Origin of the sequence: Streptomyces sp. NPDC059224 (assembly GCF_042754285.1) — a bacterium.
Classification (GTDB): Bacteria; Actinomycetota; Actinomycetes; order Streptomycetales; family Streptomycetaceae; genus Streptomyces.
In genome coordinates, this window is record NZ_JBHZAN010000040.1 from 69,259 (window position 1) to 87,193 (window position 17,935).

A 17,935-nucleotide genomic window follows, 5' to 3' on the forward strand; every position below is an offset into this window, starting at 1 on the left:
CCCACAATCGCTGGCGCGGACCACACATACATGTCTGATTATCACGATGCGGAACGGATGGACCGTCCCGCATCGGAGGTGATGATGTGTCAGGAAGGTTCCTGCGCCTGGCCTGTACCGCCGCGGTGGCCGCTCAGGCCGTCCTCGTGCCCGCGCCCGTACACGCCGCGCCCTCCGCTCCCGGACCCGAGCGGCCGGTGGCCGAGCTGCTGACCGACCTTCAGCAGCGGTACCGCCAGGTGGAACAGGCCACCGAGACCTACAACGCGACCCAGGAGCGGCTGGAACGGCAGCGCACCGAGGTGGACCGGCTGGACGACGAGCTGGCCAGGTCCCGGCTCTCCCTGCACACCAGCAAGGCCGCGGCGGGCCGGCTGGCCCGGCAGCAGTACCAGAGCGCCACCGGGCTCTCCCCGTACCTGCGGCTGCTGCTCGCCCGCGACCCGCAGCACGCGCTCGACGAGGGCCATGTCATCGGGCAGCTGGCGCGCGAGCGGGCCGAGACGGTGGGCCGGCTGGCGGGCGACGAGAAGAAGCACGCCGAGCTGACCCGGCGGGCCCGCACCGCGCTGGACGCCCGGCTCGCGCTCGCCGCACGGCAGAAACAGCAGCGCGACGAGGTGCGGGCCCGCCTCTCGGACGTGGAACGGATGCTGGCCGCGCTCACCCCGGCCCAGCTCACGGCCGTCACCGGCCTGGAGCGGACCGGCGAGGCCGACGCCCAGCGCAGGCTGACGACGTCCGGCGCGCTCGGCACCTCCACGCCTCCCCCCTCCCAGGCGGGCGACCGGGCGGTGCGCTACGCGGTGGAACAGCTGGGCAAGCCCTACCAGTGGGGCACGGCGGGCCCGTTGTCGTACGACTGCTCGGGGCTGACCCAGCAGGCCTGGGACCACGCGGGCACGCCCATTCCGAGGACCAGCCAGGAGCAGTGGGCCCACCTGCCGCACATCCCGCTCGCCGAGCTCCGCCCGGGCGACCTGGTCGTCTACTTCCCCAAAGCGACCCACGTGGCCCTCTACCTGGGCGACGGCAAGGTGGTCCAGGCCCCCCGCCCGGGGGCGAGGGTCAAGATCTCCCCGATCGCGGCCAACCCCATCCTGGGCGCGGTACGCCCGGACCCGGCGGCGGGCTCCCTGGCCCGCTACACACCCCCGAAGCTCCCCCCGGCGGCCGCCCAGGGCCCGGACGAGGGCTACAGCCCCGCCCCGAACCTCTGAGCGCCGACCGGCCCCGCCGGGCGGCGGACCGTCAGGCCCCGGACAGCGACGCCAGGTAGGCGTTCGTCTTCTCCGGCTCGTAGAAGAAGTTCTCGAAGTCGGAGGGGTCGTTGAAGGCGTTGGCGAAGCGGTCGGCGGCGGGCTGGAGCTGGCCGGCCGCGCCGATCAGGTTGAGGATGTGCTCCGGCGGCGGGGCGAGCATCGCGTTCGTCCACTTGGTGACGTGCTGGGCCGTGTCCCAGTAGCGGTCGAAGGTCTGCTGCATCCAGGTCTCGTCGAACTCCTTCTCGCCGTGTTCGAGGATCGAGGCGAGATAGGCCGCGGCGCACTTGGACGCCGAGTTGGAGCCCTGCCCGGTGATCGGGTCGTTGGCGACGACGACGTCCGCGACACCGAGGACCAGACCGCCGCCGGGGAGGCGGCCGACCGGGTTGCGCACGGTGGGCGCGTAGCGGCCGGCCAGCGTGCCGCCCGCGTCGGTCAGTTCGGCCTTGGTGGCCCGCGCGTACTCCCAGGGCGTGTACCGCTCCATGAGTCCGAGGGTCAGGGAGAGGTGCTCCGCCGGGTCCTTGACGCCGTTGAAGACGTCCAGCGGGCCGCCGGGTATGCCCTCCCAGAAGAGGATGTCGGCCGGTCCCGAGGTGGTCAGGGTCGGCATGACGAAGAGCTCGCCGACCCCGGGGACGAGGTTGCAGCGGACCGCGTGGAAGTCCGGGTGCTCGGGGCGCGGGTCGAGGCCGTGCACGTAGGCGACGGCCAGGGCCCGCTGCGGCTCCGTGTAGGGGGAACGGGAGGCGTCCCGGCCGAACATCTGGACCAGCTCGCCCTTGCCCGCCGAGACCATCACCAGGTCGTAGGCGCGGGCGAAGTAGTCGAGGTCGCCGACCGCCGCGCCGTGGATGACCAGCTGGCCGCCGCGCTGGGCGAAGGTCTCCATCCAGCCGGCCATCTTCACCCGCTGGTCGACCGACTGCGCGTACCCGTCGAGCTTGCCCACCCAGTCGATCGCGCGGGCCGCGGGGCCCTCTCCCCAGGAGCCGGGGGCGGCGACCGAGACGCCGAGTCCTTCGATCTTCGGGGCCTGGGACTCCCAGAAGTTCAGCTGGAGATCGCGCTCGTGCTGCAGTGCCGTGTGGAACATGCACTGCGTCGACATGACCCGGCCGGAGCGGATCTCGTCCGCGGTCCGGTTCGACATCAGGGTGACCTCGTAGCCGTGCGACTGGAGGCCGAGGGCGAGCTGGAGACCGGACTGGCCGGCCCCCACGACGAGTATCTTCCGCATACGGGGACCGTTCTCCTACTCGGGTGTTTCGTCCAGCGCGTGGGCGACCAGGGACAGCAGCGTCTCGATCACCGGGACGCGGCGGCGGGCATCCATGATCATTACAGGTATGCGCGGCGGGATCGTCAATGCCTCCCGCACGTCCTCGGGTTCGAAGCGCTCACTGCCGTCGAAGTGGTTGACCGCGACGACGTACGGCAGCCCGCAGCTCTCGAAGTAGTCCAGCGCCGGGAAGCAGTCCTTCAGACGCCGGGTGTCCGCGAGGACGACGGCCCCGATCGCGCCCCGCACCAGGTCGTCCCACATGAACCAGAACCGCTGCTGCCCCGGCGTACCGAACAGGTAGAGCACCAGGTCGTCGTCGAGGGTGATGCGGCCGAAGTCCATGGCCACGGTGGTGGTGAGCTTGCCGGGTGTGGCGGTGAGGTCATCGGTCTCCGCGCTCGCCTCGGTCATCAGCGCCTCGGTCTGCAGAGGCGTGATCTCCGAAACGGCGGTGACCAGTGTGGTCTTGCCGACACCGAAACCTCCCGCCACGACTATCTTCGTGGCGACGGGGGCCCGGCTGCGGTCCGTCTGCCAGGACCGCTCTTGCTCCTCACCGTCGAGGAGCGGGGCGACGCCGGAGGCGTCAGAGACGGCGTAGTCCACTCAGCACCCTTTCCAGCAGAGCGCGGTCCGGACGGCCCACGCCGTGACCGGTCCCCGTTCCGTACACACGGATCTTTCCCTGGTCCGCGAGGTCACTGAGCAGGACCCGGACCACACCGAGCGGCATCTTCAGCAGCGCGGCGATCTCGGCCACCGTGCGCATCCGGCGGCACAGCTCGACGATGGCCCGCATCTCCGGCATCACCCGGGAGTTGAGGGATCCGTTCGTCAGTTCCTTGCGCTCCTCGGCGGCCTCCAGCGCGGCCGTGCTGCCGACGAACGTCTCCACGAGGAGCACGTGGCCGAAGCGGGTACGGCCGCCGGTGAGCGAGTAGGGGCGGACGCGGGCGGGCTTGCGCTCGCCGCCGCGTACCGGGAGGTTCTGCCTGCGGTCCTTCGGCGCGTTGCTCATCGGCCGCTCCTCGTCGCTTCCGCCTCCAGGGATTTCCGCAGTTCACTGCGGAGTTCGGGGGTCAGGACGTGGCCGGCGCGGCCGACGAACAGTGCCATGTGGTAGGCCACGACACTCATGTCGCACTCCGCGGAGCCGTGCACACCGAGCAGCGAGCCGTCGCTGATGGACATCACGAAGAGGCTGCCCTCGTCCATGGCGACCATCGTGTGCTTGACCCCGCCGAACTCCATCAGCCGGGCGGCGCCGATGGTCAGGCTGCCGATGCCGGAGACGATGGTGGCGAGGTCGGCGGCGGAGCCGCGCGGGCCGCGCCGCTTCTCGGTGCGGGCCTCGCGGGCCTCCTCGTTGCGTCCGGGGTCCGAGGAGAGCAGGAGCAGGCCGTCCGAGGAGACCACGGCGACCGACTGGATGCCGGACACCTCCTCCACGAGGTTGCTCAGCAGCCAGTGCAGGTTACGGGCCTCACTGCTCAGTCCGAAGGTACTGGGCGCGGTCAACTGCTTGCCTCCTCGACTGTGCCCCCCGTTGCTTCACCGGATGCGGCTGATCCGGGTACGGCTGGTGCGGTGCTCGGCACCTGGTTCTGGCCGGTCTGTTCGGCGATCTCCGCCTGGACGTCCCGACGGCCGGCGTCGGCCCCGCTGCGGAAACCGCCGAGCCTGCGGCGCAGCGCGTCGGCGTCGACACCGGTGCCGCGCTGGCGCGGGGCCGGGGCGGTGGTGGTGATCTTGGGGGTGCGCTTGGGGAGGCCCTTGCTGGTGACCGGGTCCTCGTCGCCCTCGCCCTCGCCGTCCGTCAGGGCACCGCCCGTGCGGTACCCGGTGCCGGGTGCGGGCAGCGGGCGGGCGTGCTCCTCGGCGTCGGCGGGGTGTGCCCGGTCCCCGGCGGCGGCGACTCCGGGCGGCTCCTTCGCCGCCCCGGGTTCCGGCCCTGCCAGGTCGGGGATCAGGAGTTCCATCGTCGTCTCGGCGGGGGTCTCCGCGGGGGCCTTCGGGCGGGCCGCCGGTTCGGGGGCCGCCGTGTTCGGCGGGGACGCCTGCTCGTGGGCGGGGTGTTCGTCCGCGTTCCGTACGGCCTGCTCGGCGAGCGTCACCAGGGGGTCGCCGGACTTCGGGCGGCCGTGCAGGACGTTGGAGTTGACCTCCGCGTCCGCGCCGGGAAGGGAGAAGCCGTGCGAGCCGCCGGGAGCCGTCGCGGCCGAGGGGACCGCCGTCGCGGGGGGCGTGGCCAGCAGGGGCTGGGGCAGCACCACGACCGCCGCCACCCCGCCCTGCCTCTGCTCGCGCAGCTGCACGCGGACACCGTGCCGGTGGGCCAGGCGGGCCACGACGTAGAGGCCGAGCCCGAGACCGTCCTCGCCCTCCTGGTCGTACGGCGACTCGGGGTCGAAGTCGGCGAGGCGGCCGTTGAGCCGGACCAGACGGTCGGCGGTGGTTCCGATCCCCTCGTCCTGCACGGAGAGCATGACCTCGCCGCTCTCCAGCAGCCAGCCGGAGATCTCCACGGGCACGTCGGGCGGCGAGAACGAGGTGGCGTTCTCCATGAGTTCGGCGAGCAGGTGGCTGAGGTCGTCGGCGGCGAAGCCGGCCACGTGCACGTGCGGGGGCAGGGCCGAGATGCGGACCCGTTCGTAGCGCTCGATCTCGCTGACCGCCGCCCGGACGACGTCCACCAGCGGGATCGGGCCCGCGTGCTGCTGGATGTGTTCGGTGCCGGCGAGGACCAGCAGGTTCTCGCTGTGCCGGCGCATGACCGTGGCGAAGTGGTCGAGCTTGAAGAGGGTGGCGAGCCGGTCCGGGTCCTGCTCGCGTTCCTCCAGGCCCTCGATGACGGCGAGCTGGCGCTCGACCAGGCCGAGGGTGCGCAGCGCGAGGTTGACGAAGGTGCCGCCGATGCTGGTGCGCAGCCGCTCCAGCTGGTCACCGGCGTCGGTGAGTTCGGCGCGCAGCTCCTCGCGGGCGTCGGCCATCTTCTGGCGCTGGCCGACCAGGTGCTTGCGGTCGGTCTCCAGGGTGGCGATGCGGTCGTACAGCTCGACGGCGTGCCCGTGCAGGGCGTTGACCGAGCGGACGACCTGGGCGAACTCGTCGTCACGACCCGTGAAGATGATCGGCCCCTCGGTGCGCGGGTCCTCGGCCTCCGCCAGCCGCGCCGAGCCCCGGCGGAGCACCGACAGGGGGCGGGTGAGGGTGCGGGCCATGGCCGTGGCGATGCCCACCGCCACCAGCATCAGGGCCCCGAGCACCGCGACCCGGATCTCCAGCGCGGTGACGTCGTCGTCGCGGAGCGCCGCGAGGTCCTCGGCACGGTGGGTGTAGAGGGCGGACTCGCTGCCCCGCATCAGGTCGACCCGGGCGGACAGCGCCGTGTCCAGCTTCTTGGTGCCGGTGGCGAGGTCGTCGTCGGAGAGGGTCGGCTGGTCGGTGAGGGCGGCCAGGTACTTGTCGGCGTTGTTGACGTCGTTGCCGGTGACCGTGGAGTCGTACGACTCGACCGTCGCCTTGGGCGCGGTGTCCCGGAAGTCGGCGAGGGCGGCGTCGGCACGCAGCCTGGCCTGCTGGGCGGCGGCGGTGAGCGCGTCGCGCTGCTTCCGGTCGGCGTCGGAGGTGGTGGTGCTCGTGGTGGGCAGACCGGTGAGCGGGTCGATCGTGGTCTGGGTGGTGCTGGGGATGTTCAGGGCGGCGAGCAGGAGGCCCCGGGCGGCCGCGGACTGCTGGACGGCGGAGTCCAGCTCGGCGAGCGCGTGGGCGCCGGAGCCCGCCCTCGGGGGCGTCCGCTCGGCCAGTTCCTCGGCGAGCCGGTGGAGTTCGGAGATGGTCCTGGAGTACGCCTCGTGCGCCTGCAGGGCCGTGGACCGACCGGTGAGCGCGGAGCGGCGGACGGCCGCGATGCCGTCGAGGTCGGTGCGCAGCCAGCCCGGGATGTCGGTGTCCGCGCGCAGGTCCTCGACCTGGCGGTCGACCCGGGCGCCGCGGTCCTGCGAGGGCGCCTTGGACTTGGGGCGGCCCGCCGCGACGTAGGAGGTGACCTCGTCACGCTCGTCGGCGAGGGAGTTGGCCAGCGCCAGCGCGTCCTGGGTGCGCCCGGCGAGGGTCACCAGGTCCTGGGAGTCGCTCAGCTGTCCGGAGGCGGTCAGCAGGGCGGGCGCGCCGGCCCCCGCGATCGCCGCGGCGACCACCGCCACGGCCACGATCAGCCGCGTGCGGACATGCTTGCGGCGGCCGGTGCCGACGGGAGCGACGGCGCCCGTTTCGGAGGCCGTCTTCTTGCCTGTGCGCCGAGGCCGCGTCTTCTGCACCGGTGCTCGCATTCCTGAACTCGTGTACCCAAGGGGCCGGGTGGCACTCCGTCATGATCCCCGGCATCTGGTGCCAAGTGGTGCGTGTACCCGGTACCTGCACCCCTTCTGTAGGTCCCCGACCCTCCCAGCGCCGGTGGGCGGCGGTCCGGCATCGCCTGCCCCGCCACCCGAAGGAGTGAACATCGGAGGGGAGTTGGCGGGCAAGTTACGGCGGACCGTGCGGGGGCCCTGTCCGGCCTGCCGGTTGGACGCGGACGGCAGGCTTTGACAGGATTCGCCACCACGTCTTCCCGGAGTGCTCTATTCCAGCCCAAAACAGGCGGCTGACCTGCGGGACTGCGTGAATTCCCGGATGGTTGCCAGCCTTTGGCGAAGATCGTGAAGGGGTCGTGCAGACTGGCCGGATGCGCACTGAACTCGTTTCGGAACCCGGCACCCCCGACCGTCCCAACGAGGACTTCGCGGGGGTCGGACTTCCCGCCTCGGGACAGGGGGGTTGCCTGATCGTCCTGGACGGAGTCACCCCGCCGGAGGACGGAACCGGGTGTCTGCATTCCGTCCCCTGGTTCACCGCCCGCCTCGGCGGCGCACTGACCGAACTGACCCTTTCGGCACCAGATCTGACGCTGCGGGAAATCCTCGGACGCGCCATCCGGCGCACCGCGGAGGCCCATGGTGACACCTGTGACCTTTCTCACCCGCGCACGCCCCAGGCGACGGTCGTCCTGGGTCGCTGGTCCGAGGAGACCCTGGAGTACCTCGTCCTGTCCGACTCCGCGCTGCTGCTGCGCTCCCCCGACGGCGCGGTCACCGCGGTCCTGGACGACCGTCTCGACCGTGTCCCGCGCTCCTCGCTGGCCTCGGACGCGATCGCCGACGCCACGGTCCGCAACAAGGAGGGCGGCTTCTTCACGGCCGCCGCCGACCCCTCGGTCGCGGCCCGGGCGGTGGCCGGCGCCGTGCCCCTGGACCGGGTCGGCGCGCTCGCCGCCCTCACCGACGGGGCGACCCGCTGGACGGAGAAGTTCCGTGCGGGCGACTGGGCGGCCCTCTTCGACGTCATACGCAAGGAGGGCGCGCGGGCACTGGTCGACCGGGTGCGGGAGCTGGAGGCGGCCGACCGGGAGAAGCGGGCGTTCTTGGGGCGGAGCAAGACGCACGACGACGCGACGGTGGTGTACGTCGAGTTCTGAAGCCCCCGCGCGCCGCCCTGTGGCCCCCTGTGCCCCTGGACCCGCGCGTGCCGGAGCGTCCCGCACGTCCCGGGGCCCTGTGTTCCGATACCCTCGCGCGTCCCGGAGCCCCCTGCGTGCCCGGGGCCACCGCGCGCACTGAAGCACCTGCGTCCCGATTCCCCGCGCGGAAGCCCCCGCGCGTCCCGGAGCACCCTGCGTGCCCCCAGACCCCCGCGCGCCCTGAAGCCCCCTGCGCCCCGATACCCCCGCGCGATCTGCTGCCCCCTGCGGCGGCTACTTCTCCATCACGCCGTTCAGCTGGTGCAGCAGCCGGGCCAGCTCGGCGACCTCCCGGCGGGGCCAGTGGGCGAGCTGGCTGACGTAACGGCCGCGGCGGGCCTCGCGGACCGTGCCGACCCGGCGCCGGCCCTCGTCGGTGAGGGCGACCAGCCAGGCCCGCCCGTCGGCCGGGTCGGGCTCGCGGGCGATCAGTCCGAGCTCCTCCAGGGCGCGCAGCTGACGGGACATGGTGGCCTTGCCGACGCCGATGTAGGCGGCCAGTTCGGTGGCGCGCTGGCCGCCGCACTCGTCGAGCCGGGCCAGCAGGCCGTACGCGGCCGACTCCAGGTCGGGGTGGACCTCGCGCGCCATCTCTCCCTGGCTGGCGCGGGCGCGTCGCAGCAGCACCGTCAACTCGCGTTCCAGGGTCAGGAATTCCTGGTCCGCGCCGCCCGGCGGCAACCCGGCGGCGACGCGCTGTCCCTCGCCCTTTTCGTCGTCGTGCACGTCAGCACCCCTGATCGGTTTCGCAGTCCTGAAAGTTTCCGTCAAACCCTGTCATCGCCGCAGCTCGCCAAGTATTCCGCAGGCGTAGACCATCGGCAGCCTCCGGACCCCCTTCCCCGGCGTTCTCCGCGTGCGTGGCCTCTCCACCAGGGCATGGATGACATGCGCATGCCAGCAATGCGCGTCACGCCGTGTGACTCCGCGTCGTGTCGCGCCCCCCGCACCGGCCGTCTCTGGCATATCTGGGACCCCCACCTCACCCCACGGAGGCACGTCATGCCCGTGCACAGACCCGCCCCCACTCTCCACACCGGACTGCTCGCGCTACTGCTCGCGACGGTCTCCCTGACCCCCGCCCACGCCGACACGGCCATCCCCGCCCGCGGTTCGGCCTACATGGGCATGGGCGTACTGACCCACGACGGCCAGAGCGGTACGCCCAAGAGCGGCGACGCCACCCAGACCGAGGGCGTCGACGTCTCCGGCCACCAGGGCAACGTCTCCTGGCCGACCCTGCTGGGCAGCGGGGTCAAATGGGCGTACACCAAGGCGACCGAGGGCACGTACTACACGAACCCCTACTTCGCCCAGCAGTACAAGGGCTCCTACGACGTGGGCATGATCCGCGGCGCGTACCACTTCGCGACCCCGGACTCCACGAGCGGTGCCGCCCAGGCCAACTACTTCGTCGACCACGGCGGCGGCTGGTCCAAGGACGGCCGGACGCTGCCCGGCGCCCTCGACATCGAGTGGAACCCGTACGGCGCCGCCTGCTACGGCAAGTCCAAAAGCGCGATGGTCAGCTGGATCGCCGACTTCCTCAAGACCTACAAGGCGCGCACCGGCCGGAACGCGGTGATCTACACGGCGACCAGCTGGTGGACCGACTGCACCGGCAACTACAGCGGCTTCGCGGCCGCCAACCCGCTGTGGATCGCCCGGTACGCCTCGGACGTGGGCACACTGCCGGCCGGCTGGTCGTACTACACGGCGTGGCAGTACACGTCGTCCGGTCCGAACGTCGGAGACCACGACAAGTTCAACGGGGCCCGTGACCGGGTGATCGCGCTCGCCAACGGCTGACGACCACACGGCACGAGGGCCCGGGCCCCCTCGCGGGGACCCGGGCCCTCTCCCTCCGGCAGCGTCCGTCACGCCGCTACCGGAACCTCCGGCGTCGCGCCGTTCGTGGCGGGCGCGAGCGCCAGCTCCAGGACCTGGCGGACGTCGGTGACGGCGTGGACGTCGAGCTTGTCCAGCACCTCCGCCGGGACGTCGTCCAGGTCGGCCTCGTTGCGCTTGGGGATGATGACGGTCGTCACCCCGGCGCGCTGGGCGGCGAGCAGCTTCTGCTTCACACCGCCGATCGGCAGCACCCGGCCGGTCAGCGAGACCTCACCGGTCATGGCCACGTCCGTGCGGACCAGACGGCCGGACAGGAGGGACGCGAGGGCCGTCGTCATGGTGACGCCGGCGCTCGGGCCGTCCTTGGGGACCGCGCCCGCCGGGAAGTGGATGTGCACGCCCCGCTCCTTGAGGTCGGCGACCGGGAGTTCCAGTTCGGCGCCGTGCGAGCGGAGGAAGGACAGGGCGATCTGCGCGCTCTCCTTCATCACGTCACCCAGCTGGCCGGTCAGGGTCAGACCCGCCGCGCCCGTCTCCGGGTCGGCCAGTGACGCCTCCACGAAGAGGACGTCGCCCCCCGCTCCGGTGACCGCGAGCCCGGTCGCCACACCCGGGACCGCCGTACGGCGCTCGGCCGGGTCCTGGGCGGACTCGGGCACGTGGTGCGGCCGGCCGATCAGGTCCCTCAGGTCCTCGTCCCTGATCGTGAAAGGCAGCGTCCGCTCGCCCAGTTCGTGCTGGGCAGCGACCTTGCGCAGCAGCCGGGCGATCGACCGCTCCAGGGTGCGCACGCCCGCCTCCCGGGTGTACTCCCCGGCGAGCTTGCGCAGCGCGCTCTCGTCGAGGGCCACCTCGTCCGCGCCGAGGCCGGCCCGCTCCAGCTGGCGCGGGAGCAGGTGGTCGCGGGCGATGACGACCTTCTCGTCCTCGGTGTAGCCGTCCAGCCGGACCAGCTCCATGCGGTCGAGCAGGGCTTCCGGGATGGCCTCCAGGACGTTGGCGGTGGCCAGGAAGACGACGTCGGACAGGTCGAGTTCGACTTCCAGGTAGTGGTCGCGGAAGGTGTGGTTCTGCGCCGGGTCGAGCACCTCGAGCAGGGCGGCCGCCGGGTCGCCCCGGAAGTCGGAGCCCACCTTGTCGATCTCGTCGAGCAGGACGACCGGGTTCATCGAACCGGCCTCCTTGACCGCCCTGACGATCCGGCCGGGCAGCGCGCCCACGTAGGTACGCCGGTGACCGCGGATCTCGGCCTCGTCCCGGACACCGCCGAGGGCGACCCGGACGAACTTCCGTCCCATCGCGTGCGCGACGGACTCGCCGAGCGAGGTCTTGCCGACACCGGGCGGACCGACGAGCGCCAGCACGGCACCGCCACGGCGCCCGCCGATGACGCCGAGGCCCCGGTCGCTGCGGCGCTTGCGCACCGCCAGGTACTCGGTGATCCGCTCCTTCACGTCCTCCAGGCCGGCGTGCTCGGCGTCCAGGACCGCCTTGGCGCCCTGGATGTCGTACTGGTCCTCGGTGTGCTCGTTCCACGGCAGTTCCAGGACGGTGTCCAGCCAGGTCCGGATCCACGAGCCCTCGGGCGACTGGTCGCTGGACCGCTCCAGCTTGTCGACCTCCTTGAGGGCGGCCTCGCGGACCTTCTCCGGCAGGTCGGCTGCCTCCACCCGGGCGCGGTAGTCGTCGGACTCCTCGCCGTCCTTGGCGGCGTCGCCGTTCAGCTCGCGCAGCTCCTTGCGGACCGCTTCGAGCTGGCGGCGGAGCAGGAACTCGCGCTGCTGCTTGTCGACGCCCTCCTGGACGTCCTTGGCGATCGTCTCGGCCACGTCCTGCTCGGCCAGGTGGTCGCGCAGCTGCTGGGTGGCGAGCTTCAGCCGGGCGACCGGGTCGGCGGTCTCCAGCAGCTCGATCTTCTGCTCGGTGGTCAGGAACGGCGAGTAACCCGAGTTGTCGGCGAGCGCGGAGACGTCGTCGATGGCCTGCACCCGGTCCACGACCTGCCAGGCGGCGCGCTTGCGCAGCCAGGCGGTGGCGAGGGCCTTGTACTCCTTGACCAGTTCGGTGACGTGACCGGGCACCGGTTCCGGAACGTTCTCCTCGATGCGGGTGCCCTCCACCCACAGGGCGGCACCCGGGCCGGTGGTGCCGGCGCCGATGCGCACGCGGTGACGGCCGCGGATCAGCGCGCCGGGATCACCGTCGGCCAGGCGGCCGACCTGCTCCACGGTGCCGAGCACACCGGTGCCCGGGTAGGTCCCGTCGACCCGCGGCACCAGGAGCACCCTGGGCTTGCCGGGCTCGTTGCGGGCGGCGGCCTGGGCGGCCTCCACGGCGGCACGTACATCGGGGTCCTTGAGGTCCAGCGGGACCACCATCCCGGGCAGCACGACCTCGTCGTCGAGCGGCAGCACAGGGAGGGTGAGTGATGCGGACGTCGAAGCCATGATCTCCCTTTCGGCACTGAACTTGAGCTATGCCGACTCAATGCATGTGAGCCACCGAATGTTCCCAGGGGTGCGTTCGCTGTGAGCGATCGCTCACCGACCTGGCCGTACGGGCGCGCGGCCGGGAGAACAGCCGCCGCCACGACCGGAAAACAGTTGATCGGCGCGGGCTCATTCCCCGTACGGTCGGCCGATGACCGACAACGAGACCGAGACCGACGCGGCCCTGCTGACCGCCTACGACTCCCAAATGCGCGCCGCCCAGCCGGTCCCCGCGCCCGGGATCACCTACCAGTACGACGGCCCCGTCCTCCGGTCGTGGGCCGGCACCGGGGGTTCGTGACCGGACCGCGTGACTGGGGCGGCGTGCGCGGCCCGGAGCTGGACGCGCTGATCGCCCGCCCGGTGCCCGATCGCCGCGATCTTCTCGTCGTTGGCCAGGTAGGTCCGTCCGAGCACCACGCACGCTGGCGACAGCGCCGGCAGCGTCGACGCCTGCTCGGCCTGCGCCGCCGCGGCAACGACGGCCACCGCACCGAGCGTCACGCACAGCAGGTTGTCCCGGAAGCCGATCCGCGGCAGCGGGACTTCTTCGCGGCGCGCGGCGAGGCGGTGGAGTGGAGAGGCGCGGGCACGACGACCCGGCGGACCTCCCCGACCGGCTGCGCGCGGCCGGCTTCGTGCCCGAGCCGCGGGAGACGGTCGTGATCGCCCCGGCCGAGGACCTCGCCGCAGGGTCCCCGGCGCCGCCCCCCGAGGTGGCGCTGCGCCGGGTCACCGCCGACACGGACCTGGACCGCACGGCCGCACTGGAGACGGCGGTGTGGGGCGAGGACATGGCGTGGATCACCGGACACCTCAGGGGCCGGCTCACCGTCGAGCCCGACGACAACGAGGTGCACGTGGCGCCATGCTGCTGGGCGGGTCCACGCCGGCCGAGTGGCGCGGCAGGGGCGTCGACCGTGCGCTGAAGGCCCTGCGGGCGGCCCGGGCGGCGGCCAGGAACACCCTCTACCTCACCTCCTCGTGGAGGCCTCGGACGACAGCGCCCCGATCCTGCGGCGGCTGGGCTTCAGGGCGGTGACGACGACGACCCCGTACGTCTGGACCCCGGCCGGCTGACCCTCCCCGCACCCAGGCGCCCACCGCCACGGCCACGACCGCGCGCGGGCACCGCCGCGCCACCGGCGGGTCATACGGCGGTGCCGCCGGCCGGGACCGGGGCCTGCCGCCGCTCCCGGTGCCAGCGCCGTACCGCCGGCCACAGCGCCGTCCCGATGCCCAGCGAGATCAGATGCCCCCAGTCGGTCATCGGGTCCTCGAAGGCGATGAGGTCCGCGACGAGGCCGCAGCCGACCAGGGTGAGCAGGGGCCAGCGCAGCCAGGGGGTGAGCAGGCCGCACAGGGCGCCGATGCTGGCGGCCACGCCGAAGCTGATGCCGTAGTCGAGGCGGTGCAGGGAGGTGTCCGGGAGGTGACCGGCCAGGACCGCGAGGCCGACCGGGACCTCGGTGGCGAGGGTGGCCAGCACATGGCCCGCCAGGAAGACCAGGATCGCCCGGGCGCCCCCGGTCCGCCGCTCCAGTGCGGTGAGGACGAGCACGAAGGCGAGGGCGTAGGGGGAGAGCAGGCCCCCGGCCACCCACAGGGCGCTGGCCAGCAGGACGAAGACCGGGGTACGCACGAGGTGGGCGACGTCGGTGCTGGAGTCCTGGTAGACGGCGTGCAGCAGACCGGGGCCGGCGAACTCGGCGAAGAGCGAGGTGAGCGCCAGGATCACCATGTAGCCGAAGGTGACCGGTGTGCCGGTGGGAGTGGGCAGCAGCCGCCAGGGCCGCACCCGCGGGACGGGGCGCGTGATGGTCGCGCCGAGGACCGCGACCGGGCCGCGCTGCCGCGGCACCCTGTCCAGCAGGGGGGCCGCCGGCACGGTCCGTTCCACGGTGAGGCGCTCCTTCCGTTTCACCTCGCCAGCCTTCGCACTCCCCCGGGCCGCTGTCTATGACCGAGGCCACCCGGCGAGCGATTCACAGGATTTTCCGAAGAACCACGAGAAGCCGGGAGGACCATATGAGCCGTCCGGGGCCCCCGACGGCCGCGAAGCGCCGGGCGGCCCCTCGAACGAGTGACACTCCGAGGGCTGTACGGCACCCGTAATTCGCGTGGCCGCAAAGCCCTGTTGGGGCAGGATGGCCGGCATGGCGGACATCAAGGGCACGACTTCCGTGGACGACGGTCCTCCCGTGGTCCTGGACCGGCGCGAGGGGCCGTACGGCGAGGTGGTCCTGCGCAGACACGGCGGACTGCTGCAGATCATCGCCAACGGCTGCTTCCTGATGGACACCTCCGACGGCCGCTCGGAACGGCTGCTCGTCGACGCCGCCCGGGAGGCGCTGGACGGACGCGCGGGGCCGGCCGTGCTGATCGGCGGGCTCGGCGTCGGGTTCTCGCTCGCGCACGCCGCGCGGGACCCCCGCTGGGGCCGGATCACGGTCGTGGAGCGGGAGCCGGCCGTGATCGGCTGGCACCGGGACGGCCCGCTGTCCCCGCTCTCCGGGCGCGCGTTCGCCGATCCGCGCACGGAGATCGTCGAGGCCGATCTGGTCGCGTACGTCAATGAGACTTCCGACACATTCGACGCGCTGTGCCTCGACATTGACAACGGCCCCGGCTGGACCGTCGACGAGGACAACGAGGGCCTCTACTCACCGGCCGGACTCGCAAGCTGCGCAAGGGTGTTGAGACCGGGCGGGGTACTCGCCGTGTGGTCCGCCCAGCCCTCCGCCGAATTCGAGGAAACCTTGCGGAATGCCGGGTTCAAACAGGTGCGTACCGAAGAGATCCCGGTTGCCCGGGGCGTTCCGGACGTCGTTCACCTTGCCGTCCGCCCTGGATAGCGAGTGCGCCGTCCGTCCCCGTAATGTGCATCCCTGACGCGGATCATTCAAGCGTCAATCGCAGTCATGGGATCACCCCACTGGTTCCGGAAAGCACACAGGGGCGGGCGATGGAGCAGACACACACCTCCCACAACGGCACGGCGACGGCTACTCCGGGCGCTCAGCGCCGGGTTCTGGTCGTCGAGGACGACGCCACGATCGTCGACGCCATCGCGGCCCGCCTGCGCGCCGAGGGATTTCTCGTGCAAACGGCGGGCGACGGGCCCGCGGCCGTCGACACCGCCGAGGCCTGGCAGCCCGATCTGCTGATCCTCGACATCATGCTGCCCGGCTTCGACGGTCTGGAGGTCTGCCGTCGCGTGCAGGCCCAGCGGCCGGTGCCGGTGCTGATGCTCACCGCGCGCGACGACGAGACCGACATGCTGGTCGGCCTCGGGGTCGGCGCCGACGACTACATGACCAAGCCGTTCTCCATGCGGGAACTGGCGGCCCGGGTGCACGTACTGCTGCGCCGGGTGGAGCGGGCGGCCGTCGCGGCCTCCACTCCCCGGTCCGGCATCCTGCGCCTCGGCGAGCTGGAGATCGACCACGCGCAGCGCCGGGTGCGCGTGCGCAGCGAGGACGTGCACCTCACGCCGACCGAGTTCGACCTGCTGGTGTGCCTGGCCAACACCCCGCGCGCGGTGCTCTCCCGTGAGCAGCTGCTCGCCGAGGTCTGGGACTGGGCGGACGCCTCCGGCACCCGCACGGTCGACAGCCACATCAAGGCGCTGCGCCGGAAGATCGGTGCCGAGCGGATCCGCACCGTGCACGGGGTGGGCTACGCACTGGAGACACCGACGCCATGACCGCCGGGCCGGCCGGACCGAGAGGCCCCGGGGAGGAGCCCTGGGGCACCGTGCGCCCGTTCTCGATCAAGACCAAGCTCGGCGCGCTGGTCGTCGTCTCGGTCCTGATCACCACGGGTCTGTCGATGATCGCGGTGCACACCAAGACGGAGCTGCGCTTCATCACGGTCTTCTCGATGATCGCCACGCTGCTGATAACGCAGTTCGTGGCGCATTCGCTCACCGCGCCGCTGGACGACATGAACGCCGTGGCCCGGTCCATCTCGCAGGGCGACTACACGCGCCGGGTACGCGAGAACCGCCGGGACGAGCTGGGCGACCTGGCCGAGACGATCAACGTCATGGCCGACGAGCTGGAGGCCCAGGACCGCCAGCGCAAGGAGCTGGTGGCGAACGTCTCGCACGAACTGCGCACGCCCATCGCGGGCCTGCGGGCCGTCCTGGAGAACGTCGTCGACGGGATCGCCGAGCCGGACACCGAGACCATGCGCACGGCCCTGAAGCAGACCGAGCGGCTCGGACGGCTCGTGGAGACCCTGCTGGACCTCTCCCGCCTGGACAACGGCGTCGTACCGCTGCGGCAGCGCCGCTTCGAGGTGTGGCCGTACCTCTCGGGCGTGCTCAAGGAGGCCAACATGGTCGCCGGCGCGCGCGGCCTCGCCTCCAACTCCGGCAGCCACACGCGTACGGACGTCCATCTGCACCTGGACGTCTCGCCGCCGGAGCTGACCGCGCACGCCGACCCGGAGCGCATCCACCAGGTGGTGGCGAACCTCATCGACAACGCGGTCAAGCACAGCCCGCCGCACGGCCGGGTGACCGTGAAGGCGCGGCGCGGCCGTCAGTCCGAGTCGCTGGAGCTGGAGGTCCTGGACGAGGGCCCCGGCATTCCGCGCTCGGAGTGGCACCGCGTCTTCGAGCGGTTCAACCGGGGGGCCGTACGGCGTCCGCACGGGCCCGGCAGCGACGGCGGTACGGGGCTGGGGCTGGCGATCGCCCGGTGGGCGGTGGACCTGCACGGCGGCCGGATCGGCGTGGCCGAATCCGACCGGGGCTGCAGGATTATCGTCACCCTCCCAGGGCTTTCCTCCGTCCCAAGTTGACGTAAAGTTCGATTCGGAGCCTCAAGATCCACCTGCGGTCCCGGACGCGTCCGCGCGGCCGGGCGCCCGTGATCAGGTGCGACCTCCGCGCACGTCGTGAGGGGTGCCAAAGGGCGGTGATCATCGGCGCGGCGGAGCCATGCCCCGATTCGGTCCGCTCACAGCGGAACCTCGCTTGTTTCCCGCCATTCCGAGCCCCGAAACACGCTTTCCGGTGTGACTTACACGACGATGAACCGGCCCGACCTGACCTTCACGGTCTTGGGGGCGTAGCCTTTATTTCCGCTGTCCATCACCTTGTGAAGCGGAAGAGGGCGGTTGCCGCCGTGTCGCCACAGTCCCCCAGTAACTCGAGCTCCCCCACCCTGCGGGCGGGAGATGCACCCACGACCGACGCAGACCAAGCGGGCAAGAACCCCGCAGCCGCGTTCGGACCGAACGAGTGGCTCGTCGACGAGATCTATCAGCAGTACCTCCAGGACCCGAATTCGGTAGACCGAGCCTGGTGGGACTTCTTTGCCGACTACAAGCCGGGGGCGCCTGCCGCCTCGGCTCCGGCGGGTACCGCGGCCGCGGGGGCCGCGGGCACCACGACGTCCGCGCAGGCGCAGCAGGCCGCGGCTCCGGCCGCGCCGGCGCCCGCCACGCCCGCGCCCGCCGCTCAGGCGCCCGCCGCGGC

General features: G+C 72.1%; 16 protein-coding genes and 1 pseudogene. 9 read left to right on the top strand and 8 right to left on the bottom strand.

What is annotated here, in order from left to right:
* Window positions 1–86 precede the first annotated feature (86 nt).
* Window positions 87–1,220: an NlpC/P60 family protein gene (locus ACFXI4_RS35930; protein WP_384999188.1), complete on the top strand. Its 1,134-nt coding sequence runs from the start codon at window positions 87–89 to the stop codon at window positions 1,218–1,220.
* Between the two features lie 31 nt (window positions 1,221–1,251).
* Here the strand turns inward: ACFXI4_RS35930 and ACFXI4_RS35935 are convergent, their stop codons facing one another.
* The 5 genes from ACFXI4_RS35935 to ACFXI4_RS35955 are packed head-to-tail and all read right to left on the bottom strand — an operon-like array spanning window position 1,252 to window position 6,869.
* Window positions 1,252–2,505: a styrene monooxygenase/indole monooxygenase family protein gene (locus ACFXI4_RS35935; protein WP_384999191.1), complete on the bottom strand. Its 1,254-nt coding sequence runs from the start codon at window positions 2,503–2,505 to the stop codon at window positions 1,252–1,254.
* Window positions 2,506–2,520: 15 nt separating this feature from the next.
* Window positions 2,521–3,156, bottom strand: a complete 636-nt coding sequence (locus tag ACFXI4_RS35940; RefSeq protein ID WP_362729460.1) for an ATP/GTP-binding protein — start codon at window positions 3,154–3,156, stop codon at window positions 2,521–2,523.
* On the bottom strand, window positions 3,137–3,568 hold the full coding sequence (locus ACFXI4_RS35945; protein ID WP_384999195.1) for a DUF742 domain-containing protein: 432 nt from the start codon (window positions 3,566–3,568) through the stop codon (window positions 3,137–3,139). The genes ACFXI4_RS35940 and ACFXI4_RS35945 overlap by 20 nt, the downstream gene beginning before the upstream one ends.
* A complete protein-coding gene (locus ACFXI4_RS35950) occupies window positions 3,565–4,068 on the bottom strand; it encodes a roadblock/LC7 domain-containing protein (protein ID WP_384999198.1) in 504 nt (167 codons plus the stop codon). The genes ACFXI4_RS35945 and ACFXI4_RS35950 overlap by 4 nt, the downstream gene beginning before the upstream one ends.
* A complete protein-coding gene (locus ACFXI4_RS35955; protein WP_384999201.1) occupies window positions 4,065–6,869 on the bottom strand; it encodes a nitrate- and nitrite sensing domain-containing protein in 2,805 nt (934 codons plus the stop codon). Before ACFXI4_RS35955 ends, ACFXI4_RS35950 begins: the two co-directional genes overlap by 4 nt.
* A gap of 407 nt (window positions 6,870–7,276) precedes the next feature.
* Here ACFXI4_RS35955 and ACFXI4_RS35960 point away from each other — a divergent pair, with 407 nt between their 5' ends.
* Window positions 7,277–8,065 carry a hypothetical protein gene (locus tag ACFXI4_RS35960; RefSeq protein ID WP_384999204.1) on the top strand — a complete coding sequence of 263 codons (789 nt, stop codon included), beginning with the start codon at window positions 7,277–7,279 and terminating at the stop codon, window positions 8,063–8,065.
* Window positions 8,066–8,341: 276 nt separating this feature from the next.
* Here the strand turns inward: ACFXI4_RS35960 and ACFXI4_RS35965 are convergent, their stop codons facing one another.
* Window positions 8,342–8,833 carry a MarR family winged helix-turn-helix transcriptional regulator gene (locus ACFXI4_RS35965; RefSeq protein WP_384999207.1) on the bottom strand — a complete coding sequence of 164 codons (492 nt, stop codon included), beginning with the start codon at window positions 8,831–8,833 and terminating at the stop codon, window positions 8,342–8,344.
* Window positions 8,834–9,109: 276 nt separating this feature from the next.
* Here ACFXI4_RS35965 and ACFXI4_RS35970 point away from each other — a divergent pair, with 276 nt between their 5' ends.
* On the top strand, window positions 9,110–9,916 hold the full coding sequence (locus tag ACFXI4_RS35970) for a lysozyme (RefSeq protein ID WP_384999210.1): 807 nt from the start codon (window positions 9,110–9,112) through the stop codon (window positions 9,914–9,916).
* Window positions 9,917–9,984: 68 nt separating this feature from the next.
* Here the strand turns inward: ACFXI4_RS35970 and lon are convergent, their stop codons facing one another.
* A complete protein-coding gene (lon, locus tag ACFXI4_RS35975; RefSeq protein WP_384999213.1) occupies window positions 9,985–12,405 on the bottom strand; it encodes an endopeptidase La in 2,421 nt (806 codons plus the stop codon).
* A gap of 193 nt (window positions 12,406–12,598) precedes the next feature.
* On the opposite strand from lon, the pseudogene ACFXI4_RS35980 reads away from it, so the two are divergent.
* Window positions 12,599–12,804 (top strand): annotated as a pseudogene (locus tag ACFXI4_RS35980) (GNAT family N-acetyltransferase); the annotation flags it as partial.
* A 218-nt stretch (window positions 12,805–13,022) separates the two neighbouring features.
* A complete protein-coding gene (locus tag ACFXI4_RS35985; protein ID WP_384999245.1) occupies window positions 13,023–13,376 on the top strand; it encodes a hypothetical protein in 354 nt (117 codons plus the stop codon).
* Between the two features lie 221 nt (window positions 13,377–13,597).
* On the opposite strand, the gene ACFXI4_RS35990 is transcribed toward ACFXI4_RS35985, so the two are convergent.
* Window positions 13,598–14,347, bottom strand: coding sequence for a rhomboid-like protein (locus ACFXI4_RS35990; RefSeq protein ID WP_384999215.1), 750 nt, complete (start codon window positions 14,345–14,347; stop codon window positions 13,598–13,600).
* Between the two features lie 256 nt (window positions 14,348–14,603).
* Between ACFXI4_RS35990 and ACFXI4_RS35995 the strand changes: the two genes are divergently transcribed.
* From ACFXI4_RS35995 to ACFXI4_RS36010, 4 genes are all read left to right on the top strand, one after another.
* Complete coding sequence (locus tag ACFXI4_RS35995; protein ID WP_384999218.1) at window positions 14,604–15,302, top strand: spermidine synthase; 699 nt, start codon at window positions 14,604–14,606, stop codon at window positions 15,300–15,302.
* A 110-nt stretch (window positions 15,303–15,412) separates the two neighbouring features.
* Entirely contained in the window at window positions 15,413–16,153 is a 741-nt protein-coding gene (locus ACFXI4_RS36000) for a response regulator transcription factor (RefSeq protein ID WP_362722323.1), read from the top strand.
* Window positions 16,150–17,256: a HAMP domain-containing sensor histidine kinase gene (locus ACFXI4_RS36005; RefSeq protein WP_362722326.1), complete on the top strand. Its 1,107-nt coding sequence runs from the start codon at window positions 16,150–16,152 to the stop codon at window positions 17,254–17,256. The genes ACFXI4_RS36000 and ACFXI4_RS36005 overlap by 4 nt, the downstream gene beginning before the upstream one ends.
* Window positions 17,257–17,582: 326 nt before the next feature.
* Window positions 17,583–17,935, top strand: a 353-nt coding sequence (locus tag ACFXI4_RS36010) for a hypothetical protein (protein ID WP_384999221.1), incomplete at its 3' end; no start/stop codon positions are given.